Origin of the sequence: Bacillus sp. LB7 (assembly GCF_030449715.1) — a bacterium.
Classification (GTDB): Bacteria; Bacillota; Bacilli; order Bacillales; family Bacillaceae; genus Bacillus; species Bacillus paralicheniformis.
Genome location: NZ_JASGCA010000010.1, coordinates 68,983 through 84,081, shown reverse-complemented (window position 1 = coordinate 84,081; position 15,099 = coordinate 68,983). Strand labels below are relative to the sequence as shown.

Genomic DNA, 15,099 nt, shown 5'->3' with positions numbered 1-15,099 from the left:
TTTGCCTATAGGAACAAACCTAAAGACCTTTTTCAACCGGGGAATGGAAGATTTTGTCACAATTTTGTTCAATTTGAAGAGATGTCCGGTTATCGTTAAAAACAAAAAGGGAGGATTTTGAAAATGGAGCATGATTGGGGCGCTTTTATGAATAGGGATTTGGCTGTCGAGCTGGCATCAGTTGAAGGAAGCTTGAAAAACCTTTCGTTTGCGGTAAAGGATGTGTTTGCTGTAGAAGGCCATACAAATGCGGCGGGAAACCCTGATTGGCTGAGGACGCACGAACCTGCCGAAAAAAACGCGGAAGCCGTTGACTTGCTGCTGCGTGAAGGGGCAAGGCTTAAGGGTGCTGCACACACGGATGAGCTGATGTACAGCCTTGACGGAGAAAATGTCCATTATGGAACGCCTGTCAATCCTTGTGCAAAGGACAACATTCCTGGAGGATCTTCAAGCGGTTCGGCCGTGGCGGCAGCCTCCGGTATGGCCGATTTTGCTCTTGGGACAGACACCGGGGGTTCTGTCAGAATCCCTTCTTCCTACTGCGGAATTTTCGGATTTCGGCCGACGCACGGCGAGGTGCCGGTTAATGGTGTCATACCGCTGGCGAAAAGCTTTGACACCGTCGGATGGATGTCAAAAGATATCGGCGTTCTTCATGCTGCAGGCCGCGTCCTGCTTAGCGGACAGGAGGAGGCAGGGGCCTGTTTCAACCGGATTTATTTTGAAAAAGAGGCGTGGAGCCTGCTTGAAGAAAGCAACCGGACACAAGTATACGCTCATGCATTAAGCCTGATAGACGGCGAATTCGACTGGTGCGTTGCCGCTGACGGCGGCCTCGCGGAATGGGCGGAAATGTTCAGGGTGCTGCAGGCCCTGGAGATTTGGGAGGAGCATGGAGCTTGGATCGACCGCACAAATCCGGTGTTCGGCCCTGGAATCGCAGAACGATTTGAATGGACGTCAAGTCTTAGGAAACGCGATTATGAGCATGTGTTTATGAAAAGAGAAGCGGTGAAAAGGAGACTGTCGGAATGGCTCGCAGAAGACGGCTTGCTCGTCATTCCAACTGCTCCCGGCACGCCGCCGCTCCGCGGGCTGCCGGAAAACGAATTACATGAGAGAAGGGCGCGCACGATGAAACTGACGTGTATTGCCGGGCTCGGCGGGCTTCCGCAGATCACCGTTCCGCTACCGGCAAAAAACGGCGAGCCTTTGGGGCTTTCATTCATCGCCGGCCGCAAACAGGACCTGAAGCTTCTGGCCTGGACTGAAAAGCACGTGTTATCTCTTCAAGTATGAGGGAAGCATATGCTGCGGATCTTTTCTGCATCATATGCTTTTTGCTTGCTTCTATTATTGTTAACTGGTAAACTATTAAATAGTTAACCGGTTAACGATAATGGAAAGGATATGATGATCGTGGAAAACAAGACGTATGAGCAAGCATTTCAAGCCGTTCAGGATTTTATTCTCAAAAGAGAAAAGCGGGCTCAGCATGAACAGCAGACGCTCGTAAAGGAAGCTTTTCAAGAAGACGACAGCATCCGGAAGCATTGGACACTGACCCAGCTTCACATGATCTCGCTTATCAGCGAAAACGAGGCAGACGTCAACAACGCTTTCCTGGCAGCAAAACTTCAAATATCAAAAGCGGCAGTGACAAAAGCGGTCAGTGTCCTCATAAAGCACGGGATGATCGAATCGCACAAAAAACCGAACAACAACAAAGAATTGTATTACACATTAACAGACGAGGGGAAGAAACTGGCCGACGTTCATGACAGGATGCACGAAATTGCAAAGCAGCGCTATATCGAGCTGTTTGATCGGTTTTCCGAATCCGAGCTGGGAACCGTCATCCGCTTTTTAAACGAATGGTCAAAACACATTTAATCAAGAGGAGAAGCGAATGAATAAAAGTGAAGCCCAACAGTTTTTAAGCAGCATGTATCAGGACATCTTGAGAGAAATGAATACTGAAAAAATTCCCGATTATTTCAGCGAGAATTATGTTCAAGTAACCGACGGCAGTCAAATTGACCTTGTGCAGTTTAAAGATCACATGAGGACGCTGAAAAAGGTTGCCCGCACCATAACGGTGTCGCCCTTTCATGAGTTTTTGTTTGACGAGCGGCTGCAAAGCGCAGCGGTCAGGTATACGGTCAATGTTGTCAAAACAAACGGAGACCGGGGGAGAATTGAAATCATCGCGATGTTTAAAATGAATGGTTTTAAAATCGTTCAATGCCACGAACTTTCACATGCGATCGAAGGTAAGGAGGATTTTGAAGAGCTGGCGAAGATCAGTGAGGCGGCAATTGAAAAAGCCTCCTCTCGGGAGGAGAAGGCTTTTTCACAAGATTAATGTTTGACGTCAAACCTGATGTTGAGCGAGACGGGTCCGCGCGTGTAAAGGCCTGTCTCGCGGTAAACGAAGTCTTCCTCCAGCTGGATATTCTTCAGCTGATCCAGAACGATATTTGCGACAAGCTCGATTTCCGTCTTCGCAAACCCCGCTCCTACACAGTTGTGGACGCCTGAACCGAATGCGAGATGCCTGGCTGCGCCGCTGAATGCGCTTTTGACTTCCAGGTCGCTGCGATGAATGTTGAACTCGTCTGGCTTCTCAAACGCTTCAGGATCGCGATTGGCCGCGCCTATCATGCAAAATACAGTCGTCCCTTCTTTGAGCTCGACTCCGCCGATCACCGCGTCTTGTGAAAGCTGGCGCGGAATGAGCTGCACCGGCGGCTTGTAGCGCAGCGTCTCTGCGATGGCCTGAGGCAGGAGCGTGCGGTCTTCCAGCACGTCATTCATTTGATCGGGATGATGAAGCAAATGATAAATCATTAATGCGAGCGTCTTGTCCGCCGGTTCTGTGGCGGCAAGCAATATATTGAGAATCAGCGCGCGGATGTCCCGGTCAGACATCGCCACTCCCTCGTATTCGGAAGTGCAAAGGATGGATATTAAATCATGGCCGGGGTTTTTGCGCCTTTCCTCGATAATCGGATTCAAATATTCCGCGAGTTGTTCACTGCATTTGAGGGAATGCTCCCGGTCCTCAGGCGCCTGATTCAAACTGGTAATGAAATCGGCGACGCCGCTGTGCCAGTTTCTCACTGTTTGGTGGTCGTTCTTGTCCAAACCTAAAATGTCCATCGTCACACAAACGGCGAACGTTTTCCCGAAATCATTGACAAGATCGATCCGCCCTTTCTCCAGATGAGGGGCCAATAGCCTTTGTGCATTGTCTTTAATGAGCGGCGTGAGGTGATCAAGGGATTCTCCGATAAAACGGCGCAGAACGATTCTCCTTTTCGCCGTGTGCTCTTTGCCTTTCATTTGGGCGAGCACAGGTCCGCGCATGACGGGCTCGGCCCGTTTGGCCAGCGATTTCGTTGTAAAGACGTCCTGATTCTGGAGCACGCGGCGCACATCCTGGTAGCGGCTGATAAAATAGCTGTCCAGCGATTCTTCATAATGGACGGGATCAGATTCGCGAAGGTATGAGAAATATTGATACGGATTCTCGTGATATTGTTCTGACAACACGCTGAATGTTTTTAGCGATTGATTCATACTCGTTCCTCCTGCATGCTTTTAGATTCCACACTTTCGTCTGATTCGGAAACCATAAGATATCCTTGATTCGGGCGCATTTTGACGGCAAATTCATTTCGGGAGATCTGTTCGCCGAGCTTCCATGGACGGTGATAAGCAAGAAGCGTTTCTTCGACGCCTAAAATATCAGGGGCGGCGATGAAAAACGGAAGTTCAGCGATGACGTATTCAACAGCCAGCTCCAGCATGGCGGCGCTGACCTCCCGGACATCCATCCGAATGCCCCGGGCCCGTCCGAGTATCGCCGCATGCGACATCTCCAGGCAGGCTTTGCGAAAATGCGGCTGGTCAAAAAAGGCGTCTTCGACTTCCATCCGCAAACGCTGGTATGCGGTCTGGTTCGCGAAATCGGAAAATGTATGGATGGCCTCGGGATTGCCGCCATGCGCTTGCAACGCCTTTTCAGCGAATCTCCGGTTCCGTGAGACTTCTTTCCTGACTTTCCGTTCGGCCTTTCCATTCGGGGTGCCAAGCGCTTCGAGAAGGTTGGCTGCTTCCTTTCCTGCTAAAAGCACGGATACATGGTGAAATTCACGGACGGCCCAGCCGATAAGCCGATGAATGTAATCTTCGGAAAATCGGCTGTTAAACGGACTGATGCCAATGAGAATATGGCGTCTGCGTTTTAGTATTTCATTGCAGTTTCGGGTAAGAGTTTCAGTTTTGAATGGCCAGTGTTTGCTCTCCATTGTAAGCTCTGTCATTGATTTCCTCCTTAACGGACATAGAATGACTTCTTTTGCAATCAATGATGGATACGTGCGGTTTATCGAGCTGGGAATAGGCTGGTCTCAACTTCACGATGAATCCAGAAGAATACAGCGATGGTGCGGGTCATGATGAAGGGGTGTCGCATTTGTTCAATTGTTAAAGCAGAGCAAGAGTTTGAGCTCAAAATCAGGCAAGGTACAGCATAAAAGTTTACTAGTAAACAATAGTCATTTTATCCCTAACTTTTCCAACTGTCAACACAATTCAAATTCAAAATATGAAAATATTCGTAACGTTTTTTGCAAATCTGAGGAATTTTAATCAGAATGAACCTTTTTTAAAGGCGTTTTTCGAGTAAAGGAACCCGATAAGTAAAAAATATGTAAAAAACTTTAAAGCTGCAATAAGAAATGTTCGTTGACATTGATTAAGGAGTCATCTACAATTATTATTGTTAACTGGTAAACAATATTGGGATAATTGTTAACGAATAAACAAAAATAAGGCAGGCGGTTTGACATGAGACCAATGAAATTGAATGCTTCTTTCATTATGTATTTTGTATGTATCAGCGCCTTTTTCGCATCGTTGAATCAAAATATTTATTCACCCATCATTCCGTTAATCAGAGACTCGTTTCACGTTTCTGTATCGATGGTCAACCTGTCCGTCTCGCTGTTCATCTTCATTACCGCTGTGATGCAGATCATTGTCGGCTCAATTGTCGATTTTAAAGGAGCGAGGTTTGTGATGATGGCGAGCATGATCGTAACGGTCATCGCCACAATCGGCTGCGCCGTCGCCCGGGACTTTGGCCTGTTTCTTTTTTTCAGGGTGCTGCAAGCTTTGGGGACGGCTGCGCTTCCATTAATTGCGGCAACCACAATCGGATCTCTGTTCCAGGGAACGAAGCGGGGCAGTGCGATGGGGACTTATCAAATGCTGCTTTCCCTTGCACCGGCAGCGGCGCCTATTCTCGGCGGTTTTATCGGGGAACGCTATAACTATCCGGGGATTTTTTGGTTTTTGACGGTATTGTCTGTTCTTTTGCTTTTCGGAAATGCGTTTTGCTTTCCGCAGAGCCATGCGGAGAAAAAGACCAATCTCAGCGCGGGCAGCCTGTTGTCGCATTATAAGGACATTTTCAAAAACAGGACAGGAAATGCCGTTTTGATATTAAGCTATCTTCTTTTCTTTATTTATTTTTCAGTGATCGTATATTTGCCGATTTTGCTGACTGATCATTATCACCTTGATCTGCAGATCGTCGGCTTGCTGTATTTGCCGATAGCCGTCAGTACGGTTGCCGGCAGCGTGCTGTTTAAGTGGATACAAAAGAGAGTATCGCTCGGACGCCTGTTTCTGATCGGCAATCTGACCGCCGCGGGCAGCGTCGTCTGTTTTGGCTTTACCCACTCGTTTTCACTTTTCGCCATGTCGGCGGCCCTCGTTCTTTTCGGCGTTACGATGGGGCTGATCCCGCCGCTGTTCTCGACGATGATGGCAAATGAGTTTGAGGAGAATCGCGGCAGTGCGATGGGCATGTTTAATTTTATCAGGTATACGGGAATGGCCTGCGGTCCTGTTATATCAGGCGTGTTATTAGGAATGTCATCTTCTGTTTTCGTTTTCGGCTGCTTCGGCATCGTCTATGCCGCGGCCGCCCTTTTGATGATCGCGGTCATGCGAAAAGCAGCTCACACAAAGACGTTGCAAGAACCAAACAAAAAAGCTGCCAGGTCTTAAAACCGGGCAGCTTTTTTGATTACAGATCCGTTCTCCACATTTCTTCTTTCACTTGTCTTTTCTCAGACACAAAGGCGAACATCGTCAGCATCAGTCCGCACATGGTCATAAGCGCACCGCCTGTGGCAAGGTATGTGTAGGACTCTGACGCATTAAGAATGAGTCCGCCGATCCATGCCCCGAGCGCGTTGGCCAAGTTAAATGCAGCGATGCTGACAGAGGTGGCGATCGTTGTTCCGTGTTCAGACGCAGCCACGACTTTTGTTTGCAAAAGGGGCACCGTTCCGAAAGCGCCGGCTCCGAATAAAAACGTCACGATGATGGCGCCGGCAGGGTGTCCGCTGACAAAAGGGAAGGCCGCAAGGATCGCCATGAGCGCGATCATCACGCCGATCATGGAGCGGGTTAACAGGTGAAACGGCACCTTTCCGGCGTAGAAATTGCCGACGACTCCGCCAAATCCGTAGGCGAAAAGGGCGGCTGTAATGCCGAGGCTGCCGAAACCGGCAGAATGCCGCAGCATCGGTTCAATAAACGTGTAGGCGATGAATACGCCTGAATAGCCGAAAATCGTGATAGCAAAAGAGAAAAGAACTTGTTTATTTTTAAACACATCCCATTCATGGATCAATTTAAGGACGACTTTCGGTTTTCTGTGCGGCACCGTCAGCCAAATGCCGGCGAGGCCGATCAATCCGAGGCAGGCGATCATCAGAAAGACGATCCGCCAGTTGAAAAGGTCGCCTAAATAAGAACCGAACGGAACGCCGAGCATCAGGGCGATGGTCAAGCCGCCGTTCATTGAAGCGGCAGCGGCGGCCCGCTTTTCGGGCGGTACCATTTCGCTGACGAACACCATCGTCGTTGCAAAAAATGCACCATGAATGGATGCGGATAGGATTCTTGAGATCAACAAAACGGTGAAGTTCGGTGCCAGGAAACTGAGCGCATTCGACAGTACAAACACAATCATCAAGCCGAGCAATACCGGTTTGCGCGGCATTTTTACAGATAATATGGTGACGATCGGCCCCGTCAGACAGACGCTTCCCGCGTATGCCGTTACCAATAAGCCGGTAGACGAAATCGGAACAGAGAGATCCTTTGAAATGGAAGTCAATATACCCATAACGACGTACTCTGTAAAGCCGATAGAAAATGTACAAATCATAAAAATTGCGATGATCAGTTTGACTGGTGCGTGCAGTGTTTTTTTCATCCTGACCCCTCCTTTTAAAAAACATGAGTTTACATATTAAAAGATTAAAAGCCGATTTTCAACCGTTTTTTGCGGATCAATATGTTCCCAAAACGGTATGCCGGCGGCACAAAAAGCGCCATCAACATGATGCCAGCGCTTTCTTGAAAATCTGACATTTTATTTTCACAATCAAAGGTTAAAACATTCCTGACCCCGACGAACGCTTGCTGTTGGGGGTTTTTTATTTATAGACCGATTGGAACAGCTCTATCATTCCGAAAAAAGCGCTTACAAATCAAAACAAAATATGTTACTCTTAAAACAAACGTATTCAAAAACAAACAAACAAAAACGGAGTGATACGCATGGTGGATTATTTATGGTCAGAAACTGAGGCTGCATCGCTGCGTCCGGGTCTTGACGAACTCGTCTACCGTTCCAACCTGATCGGCTCTGACCGCTCGGTCTGCAACTGGGGCGGGGGAAACACATCGATGAAAACGACAGAAAAGGATTTCAGGGGCAGGGACATCGAGGTGATGTGGGTGAAAGGCAGCGGCTCGGACTTGGCGACGATGTCAGCGGGTCAATTTACCGGGCTGAGGCTCGATGATATTCGTCCGCTGATGAAACGGAGCAGTATGACCGATGAAGAAATGACGGCATATTTGTCTCATTGCATGATGGACGGAAAGCACCCGCGGCCGTCGATCGAAACGCTTCTTCATGCTTTTTTGCCGTTTCCGCATGTCGATCACACCCACCCAGATGCGATCATCAGCATCTGCTGCGCTGATAATGGAAAAGAGATCGCAGAGGAGATATTCGGCAGCCGCTTTGTATGGGTGCCTTATGTCAGACCGGGCTTCGCTTTATCGAAGATGATAGCAGAAGGTGTGAAAAACAACCCGAATGCAGAGCTTGTTTTAATGGAGAAGCATGGACTCGTCACGTGGGGGGAAACGGCGAAAGAAAGCTATGATCAGACGATTGCCGTGATTCGCGAAGCGGAAGCATACATTAAAAGCCGTTCGGAAGATCATCAGCCGTTTGGCGGACAGATGGTCGAGCCGTTTGCACCGGAGGAGCGGAAACGGATTTTAGCCGATATCTTGCCGATTATCCGCGGCGCTGTCAGAGGAGAGAAACGCATGCTGCTCACCTGGTGCGATGCTGACGATGTACTCGAATTCACGAACAGCAGGCGCGCTCCGTCGCTTTCACAGGTCGGCGCCGCTTGTCCGGATCACCTTGTGCATACAAAGCGGACGCCTGCCTATATTCCGTGGAATTCTGCTGAACAGGACACAGAGAAGCTGGTCGAACAGATCAAAACCGAGATTGCTAGGTTTAAAGAGTCATATGCCGCCTATTTTCAACGAAACCGGCGTGAAGGAGACGAGATGTTTGAATCGGCGCCGCGCGTGATGCTAATCCCGGGAATCGGCATGGTGGCATCAGGTAAAAGCCTGGCGATGGCAAAGGTCAGCCGAGATTTATACCGGCGGGCGATTGCTGTCATGAAGGGAACGGAAGTCCTTGGAAACTTTGTATCTCTCAATGAGGAAGAATCCTACAATGTTGAATATTGGCCGCTTGAGCTTTATAAATTAACGCTTGCTCCGCCGGAAGACGAATTTTCCCGCAAGATCGCATTTGTGACGGGGGGAGCGGGCGGAATCGGCAGCGAGACCTGCCGCCGCCTTGCTTCAGAAGGTGCGCATGTTGCGGTTGCTGATATTAATATAGAAGGCGCAGAAAAAACAGCCGCAGAGATTAATGAACAGTACGGTGCAGAACGAGCTTCCGCCGTCCGCATGGATGTGACGAAAGAAGAGGACGTTCAGGCGGCCTTCGAGGAAATCGTCCTTAAATACGGCGGGATCGACATTCTCGTCAACAACGCGGGGCTTGCGACATCCAGCTCTCTTGACGAAACGACGCTCGAAGAATGGAATTTGAATATGAATGTACTCGGAACAGGATATTTTCTCGTCGCCAGAGAAGCTTTTAAGCAAATGAAAAGACAGGAGTCAGGCGGCAGCATGGTGTTTATCGGCTCGAAAAATTCCGTTTATGCAGGCAAAAACGCTTCGGCATACAGCTCTGCAAAAGCGCTTGAGGTTCATTTGGCGAGATGCATCGCCGCTGAAGGCGGACCGTATGGAATCCGCGTGAATTCAGTGCTTCCGGATGCGGTGCTTCAAGGCTCGGCCATCTGGGACTCCAAGTGGCGCGAAGAAAGAGCCGCCGCCTACGGGATTGAACCCGACCGGCTTGAAGAGCATTACCGCAAACGTACGACTCTTTCCGTCAACATTTATCCCGCCGACATCGCCGAAGCGATCGCTTATTTCGCTTCAGAAAAAACGGCAAAAACGACGGGATGCATGTTGACGGTTGACGGGGGAGTGCCGGCCGCATTTTCAAGGTAATTGGAAAGGAGCGGCTTCGGCTGCCCTTTCAGAAAACAAAGGGGGAAAAGGGAGATGAAGGGCGAGATCCATTGGATCATACCGGACGGTTTTATTCCTCCGGAAAGTTCCGGAAGCTTGACGAGCCATGAAGCCATTTGTGTTTTAAATTGCCATGAAGAAGACGCAAACCTTTCGATCACAGTATACTTCGAAGACCGTCCGCCGCTCGAAGACATTCTCGAGACGGTTCATGGCAAGAGAACGAAGCATATTCGCACAAGTTCTTTGCAACGATCAGGAGAACGCATTCCTGAAAATGTGCCTTATGCGATCGAGATCGCAAGCGATGTACCTGTGATCGTCCAGTACAGCCGGCTGGACACAACCCAGCCGGAACTTGCGTTAATGTCAACTATGGCATATCCGTTAAAAACAAGGGGGATGGGTGTACATGATGAATGACCGGGCTTACGCTTTATTTGAAGAACAGCAGAAAGACAGGGGCATCAGCCTTTCTGAAGCAAAGGAAAAATTGAAAGCGCTTAAAATCGAGACGCCTTCATGGGGATACGGGGACTCGGGCACGCGCTTCAAAGTGTTTCAGCAAGAGGGCGTACCGAGGGATCCGTTTGAAAAAATGGAAGATGCATCAGTCGTTCACAAATTAACCGGAACCTGTCCTTCCGTCGCCATCCATATTCCGTGGGATCAAGTTGATGATTACGGAAAGCTGAAAGCGCACGCCGAGCAGCTTGGCCTTGCCGTCGGCGCCGTGAATCCGAACTTGTTCCAGGACGATGACTACAAATTCGGAAGCGTCACAAACGTTAAAGCGGACATTCGCCAAAAAGCAACCGAGCAATTGCTCGAATGCGTCGATATTGCAAAACAAACAGGCTCCAAGGAAATCAGCCTCTGGCTTGCCGACGGAACCAACTATCCCGGTCAGGGCGACATCAGAAAACGGAAAAACTGGATGTATGAGTGTCTGGCTGAAGTATACGAAGCGCTTGACGATGATATGCGGCTCTTGATTGAATACAAGTTTTTTGAGCCGGCTTTTTATCATACAGACCTGGCGGATTGGGGGATGGCTTACAAGTTGGCGCAAAAGCTCGGGCCGAAGGCCGAGGTGCTCGTCGACACCGGCCATCATGCCCAAGGGACGAACATCGAGCACATTGTCGCTTGTTTGCTTGACGAAAAACGTCTCGGAGGCTTTCATTTCAACAGCCGCAAATACGCTGATGACGATTTGATCGCGGGCGCGCACAACCCGTACGAACTGTTTCTCATTTTTTATCAAATTTTGGACGCCTGCCGCGATTCCGACCCGAATGTCCGGAAGACGGCCGAACATATTTCGTATATGCTTGATCAGTGCCATAATCTCGAACCGAAAATCCCGGCTGTGCTGCGCTCAGTCATGAATGTGCAGACTCAATTTGCAAAAGCGCTTTTGATCAACTTCGAAGATGTGAAGAAAGCGCAGGAAGATCATGACGTGCTTGCCGCAGAGGCTGCGATCCGCGAAGCATTTGAAATTGACGTCAAACCGCTCCTTTACGCCGTGCGGGAGGAAATGAACGTTCCGCCTGATCCGCTCAAGGCTTATGCGGAAAGCGGGTATGCGGAAAAAATACTGGCGCGCGGCAAAGGCGGTGCAAGCTGGTGACGATTCTCGCTTTTGATCTTGGTGCGTCGAGCGGCAGAGCTTATGCAGGTCATGTGGACGGCGGTCTGATCAAAGCGGAGGAAATTCACCGTTTTCCAAATCAGCCCGTTCAGGCGGGAAAACACCTTTATTGGGACATTCTCAGGCTGTATCATGAAATCAAACAGGGCATTTTAAAGGCGAAAAACGGCTGCGGACGAATCAGCTGTATCGGCATCGATTCATGGGCGGTTGATGTCGGTTTTCTCGATCGGAACGGAGAGCTGATAGGGAACCCTTTTCATTACCGCGACCCTTACACGGACGGAATGATGCGGGAGGTGCTGAATGAAATCGGAAAAGAAGAGCTGTTTTCCAGAACCGGTATTCAGCTTTTGCCGTTCAACACCATCTTTCAGCTCCGGGCGCTGAAAAAAGCGAATTCTCCGCTGTTGGAACACGCGGAAACGCTTTTAATGATTCCTGATTTGCTGCGCTATTTTTTAACGGGCGAGAAAAAAAGCGAGTTTACAAATGCGACGACAACTCAGCTGTTCAACCCGAAAACGTCTGACTGGGATTGGGAGCTCATCAGCCTTATGGGGCTCCCGGCCAATCTTTTTCCAAAGGATATAGCAAAACCCGGAAGCGAAGCGGGGAGGCTGTCACAATCAGTGTGCAGCGAATTGTCGGTGCCTGCCGTACCGGTCATTGCCGTCGGCGAACATGACACGGCTTCTGCAGTTGTCGGCGTTCCCGCTGAAACGGAAGACTTTGCATATTTGATTTGCGGCACCTGGTCGCTGATCGGAACCGAACTTGACACTCCGCTGATGACAAAACAGGCGCTCGATTGGAATTTTACAAACGAGGGCGGTGGCGGCGGCACATTCCGCTTTTTAAAAAACATTATGGGATTGTGGCTGTTCCAGCGCTGTCAGGCGGATTGGGAAAAAGACGGGATCAGCTATTCAAGCGCCGAGCTTGTCAAACTTGCCGGACAGTCGGAAGCGTTCAGGTCGGCGGTTGACCCGGATGACCCGGTGTTTCTCAATCCCGTGCATATGCCTGAGGCGATCAGGGAGTACTGCCGTGCAACAGGACAGCACGTGCCGGAAACGCCCGGACAGGTGATCCGCTGCGTGCTGGAAAGTCTTGCATTTAAATACCGGTTCACGCTTGAACGGATTGAAACATTGACAGGAAAAGAATATGACGGACTTCACATGGCGGGCGGAGGGATTCGAAATGAATTGCTGTGCCAATACACGGCGAATGTACTGGCCAGAAATGTGTGGGCTGGACCGGCAGAGGCAAGCGCCATCGGCAACATTGCCGTACAGGCCATCGCGCTCGACATGTTTTGGGATATTCAAAGCGCCCGAAAAGCGATCAAAGCTTCCTTCCCTCAAAAAACGTATGTACCGGAAGATACAGAAGCGTGGGAGGCGGCATACCGCCGCTATACAAGTCAGATTCTCGGCGCCGCTTCCCGCTGAAAACATTTCCTGTATCGGCGCTGATGCGCTATCATGAAAGTAACAGTGACTTTTACCAAAAAAGGAAGGAAGTAAACGGATGCTTGTAGCTGAAAGACACCAAAAAATCGTCGAGCTTGTCAATCTGCGCTCGAGCGTACGCGTCACAGAACTGAGCGAGCTTTTTTCCGTCACGGAAGAAACGATCAGGCGCGACTTGGAAAAGCTTGAGAAGGAAAATAAGCTGAAAAGAAGCCATGGCGGCGCGGTCAGCGTGCAGACTGAAGAAGCAGAGGTGCATTTTCGCGAGCGCGAAATTACAAACGTAAACGAAAAAAAGATGATTGCATTTGAAGCCGTCAAGCATGTGAAAAGCGGGGAACGGATTATTCTTGATGCCAGCACGACGGCGTGGTACATGGCAAAAGCACTTGAAAACATCCCGCTGACCGTCATCACCAATTCAGTCAGAGTCGCGATTGAACTCAGCAAAAAAGAAAAGGTGACGGTCATTTCAACCGGCGGGATGCTGCTGCCGCAATCGATGTCATATGTCGGCCCTTTGGCTGAGCGCTCCCTTGATATGTATCATGTCAACAAAACATTTCTGTCTTGCAAAGGCGTCGACCCTGCGAGCGGCTTGAGCGATTCAAACGAAATGCAGGCGCTGTTGAAAAAACGGATGATCGAGATTGCGGACGAAACGATTTTGATGGCGGACAGCAGCAAATTCGGAACCCGTGCTTTCTCGCAAATCGACCGCCTTCATAACGGTTACAGGATCATCACAGATTCAGGAATTGACAAAGCAAACCTTGCCCTCTTGCAAGACATAACAGAGACCATCACGATCGTCGGCTGAAACCAAGCTTTTCAAGCACTTGATTTTAAAATCAGGCGCAAATGGGATAAAATAGAAGAGTAAAAAAGGAAAGGAGATGTTTTTGATGGCGAAAAAGATTTTGATCGTAACGGGCGACGCAGTTGAAGCGCTGGAAGTGTATTATCCTTATTACCGCTGTCTTGAAGAGGGCTATGAAACGACGATCGCCGCACCGAAAAAGAAAAAGATTCATACGGTTGTTCATGATTTTCTGGATTGGGATACATACACCGAAAAGCCGGGCTATTTAATTGACGCGCATGCTTCATTTGATGAGATTGATCCGTCCGAATACGACGGCATCATCATTCCGGGCGGACGCGCGCCGGAATTTATCCGGATGTACGATTCCCTGCTGAAAATTGTTGCTCATTTCTTTGAGGAAAATAAACCGGTCGGCGCGATTTGTCACGCGAGCCTTATTTTCACAAGCCTGAGAGAACATCTGAAAGGTCGGGAGCTGACGGCTTACATCGCCTGCAAACCGGAAGTCGAAGCCGCGGGCGCGACTTATGTTGAGGAGAAGCTTCACGTGGACGCCAACCTGGTCTCAGGCCATGACTGGTCCAATCTGCCGGAGTTTATGAGAGAGTTTTTTAAAGCGTTAAACAAATAATATGCAGGGACGACCCCGCAGCAGTTTGGGGTTGTCTCTTTTTTTAGACATGTTCCGCTTCGCATTTTATAATGGTACAAACGGGTAACTTGGACAAAATATAATGGAAAGAGAGGTGCTCCGATGTCAGCAGATCATCATGAACACACATTAAATCCCAAAAGCTCTAAAGGAAAAGAACAAATCACAAACCGCTTAAAGCGGATTGAAGGGCAGGTCAGGGGCATTCAAAACATGATCGAAAATGACCGCTACTGCGTCGATATTCTCGTTCAAATCTCAGCTGTGCAAGCCGCGATGCAAAAGGTGGCTTTCAGCCTGCTTGAAGATCATACCCACCATTGCGTCGCAAACGCGATTAAAAGCGGTGAAGGCGAAGAGGCCATCGAGGAGCTGCTTGATGTGTTTAAGCGGTTTTCAAAGTCGTGAACGAAAAAAGAGAAAAACGCTTTCTTGAAATACCCTACAGGGGTATGGTAATATAAAACCGATCAATATCATCAAACCATAGGAGGTTTTCAATATGGAACAAAAAACACTGAAAGTCGAAGGCATGTCTTGCAACCACTGTGTTCAGGCAGTAGAAGGAAACGTCGGAAAGCTTGGCGGAGTAGAGTCCGTTAAAGTGAATTTAAGCGAGGGCAAGGTCGAAGTGTCGTTTGATTCAGGCAAAGTATCGCTGAAAGAAATCATCGATACGATCGAAGATCAGGGGTATGATGTCGCAGGCTAATGTATACCTATAAGGGGTATATAAGGAGTGAAG

The 15,099-nt window shown here is 49.2% G+C and carries 15 protein-coding genes; 12 read left to right on the top strand and 3 right to left on the bottom strand.

Translation table 11 applies throughout. The features are described 5' to 3' along the window. The first annotated feature begins 123 nt into the window (after window positions 1-123). The 3 genes from QMZ64_RS14170 (at window position 124) to QMZ64_RS14160 (ending at window position 2,368) form a co-directional block, all read left to right on the top strand. Window positions 124-1,302 (top strand): amidase, encoded by a 1,179-nt coding sequence (locus tag QMZ64_RS14170; protein ID WP_265625652.1) that lies wholly within the window; start codon window positions 124-126, stop codon window positions 1,300-1,302. A 114-nt stretch (window positions 1,303-1,416) separates the two neighbouring features. After that, window positions 1,417-1,896: a MarR family transcriptional regulator gene (locus QMZ64_RS14165; RefSeq protein WP_265625653.1), complete on the top strand. Its 480-nt coding sequence runs from the start codon at window positions 1,417-1,419 to the stop codon at window positions 1,894-1,896. Between the two features lie 16 nt (window positions 1,897-1,912). Beyond that, entirely contained in the window at window positions 1,913-2,368 is a 456-nt protein-coding gene (locus tag QMZ64_RS14160) for a radical SAM protein (protein ID WP_265625654.1), read from the top strand. Here the strand turns inward: QMZ64_RS14160 and cypX are convergent. Together cypX and QMZ64_RS14150 are read right to left on the bottom strand one after the other, a co-directional pair. Continuing rightward, complete coding sequence (gene cypX, locus QMZ64_RS14155; protein ID WP_243942127.1) at window positions 2,365-3,585, bottom strand: pulcherriminic acid synthase; 1,221 nt, start codon at window positions 3,583-3,585, stop codon at window positions 2,365-2,367. The genes QMZ64_RS14160 and cypX overlap by 4 nt on opposite strands. Then, window positions 3,582-4,331 carry a tRNA-dependent cyclodipeptide synthase gene (locus QMZ64_RS14150; RefSeq protein WP_265625655.1) on the bottom strand — a complete coding sequence of 250 codons (750 nt, stop codon included), beginning with the start codon at window positions 4,329-4,331 and terminating at the stop codon, window positions 3,582-3,584. The genes cypX and QMZ64_RS14150 overlap by 4 nt, the downstream gene beginning before the upstream one ends. 526 nt (window positions 4,332-4,857) lie before the next feature. On the opposite strand from QMZ64_RS14150, the gene QMZ64_RS14145 reads away from it, so the two are divergent. Further along, complete coding sequence (locus QMZ64_RS14145) at window positions 4,858-6,084, top strand: MFS transporter (RefSeq protein WP_243942131.1); 1,227 nt, start codon at window positions 4,858-4,860, stop codon at window positions 6,082-6,084. A gap of 19 nt (window positions 6,085-6,103) precedes the next feature. Here the strand turns inward: QMZ64_RS14145 and QMZ64_RS14140 are convergent, their stop codons facing one another. Further along, entirely contained in the window at window positions 6,104-7,303 is a 1,200-nt protein-coding gene (locus tag QMZ64_RS14140; protein WP_265625656.1) for an MFS transporter, read from the bottom strand. Between the two features lie 347 nt (window positions 7,304-7,650). Between QMZ64_RS14140 and QMZ64_RS14135 the strand changes: the two genes are divergently transcribed. From QMZ64_RS14135 to copZ, 8 genes are all read left to right on the top strand, one after another. Beyond that, window positions 7,651-9,720: a bifunctional aldolase/short-chain dehydrogenase gene (locus tag QMZ64_RS14135; RefSeq protein WP_265625657.1), complete on the top strand. Its 2,070-nt coding sequence runs from the start codon at window positions 7,651-7,653 to the stop codon at window positions 9,718-9,720. A gap of 54 nt (window positions 9,721-9,774) precedes the next feature. Beyond that, the gene (locus QMZ64_RS14130; protein WP_265625658.1) at window positions 9,775-10,164 is read left to right on the top strand and encodes a sensory rhodopsin transducer; all 390 of its coding nucleotides are present in this window, start codon (window positions 9,775-9,777) and stop codon (window positions 10,162-10,164) included. Further along, window positions 10,157-11,377 carry an L-rhamnose isomerase gene (gene rhaI, locus QMZ64_RS14125; RefSeq protein WP_265627900.1) on the top strand — a complete coding sequence of 407 codons (1,221 nt, stop codon included), beginning with the start codon at window positions 10,157-10,159 and terminating at the stop codon, window positions 11,375-11,377. The genes QMZ64_RS14130 and rhaI overlap by 8 nt, the downstream gene beginning before the upstream one ends. After that, window positions 11,374-12,855, top strand: coding sequence for a rhamnulokinase (locus QMZ64_RS14120; RefSeq protein ID WP_265625659.1), 1,482 nt, complete (start codon window positions 11,374-11,376; stop codon window positions 12,853-12,855). Before rhaI ends, QMZ64_RS14120 begins: the two co-directional genes overlap by 4 nt. Window positions 12,856-12,934: 79 nt before the next feature. After that, window positions 12,935-13,696: a DeoR/GlpR family DNA-binding transcription regulator gene (locus tag QMZ64_RS14115; RefSeq protein ID WP_265625660.1), complete on the top strand. Its 762-nt coding sequence runs from the start codon at window positions 12,935-12,937 to the stop codon at window positions 13,694-13,696. An 85-nt stretch (window positions 13,697-13,781) separates the two neighbouring features. After that, window positions 13,782-14,333, top strand: coding sequence for a DJ-1/PfpI family protein (locus QMZ64_RS14110; protein ID WP_003185255.1), 552 nt, complete (start codon window positions 13,782-13,784; stop codon window positions 14,331-14,333). A 123-nt stretch (window positions 14,334-14,456) separates the two neighbouring features. Next, on the top strand, window positions 14,457-14,762 hold the full coding sequence (gene csoR / locus QMZ64_RS14105; RefSeq protein ID WP_020452956.1) for a copper-sensing transcriptional repressor CsoR: 306 nt from the start codon (window positions 14,457-14,459) through the stop codon (window positions 14,760-14,762). Window positions 14,763-14,856: 94 nt separating this feature from the next. Next, the gene (gene copZ / locus QMZ64_RS14100; RefSeq protein WP_020452955.1) at window positions 14,857-15,066 is read left to right on the top strand and encodes a copper chaperone CopZ; all 210 of its coding nucleotides are present in this window, start codon (window positions 14,857-14,859) and stop codon (window positions 15,064-15,066) included. Window positions 15,067-15,099 lie beyond the last annotated feature (33 nt).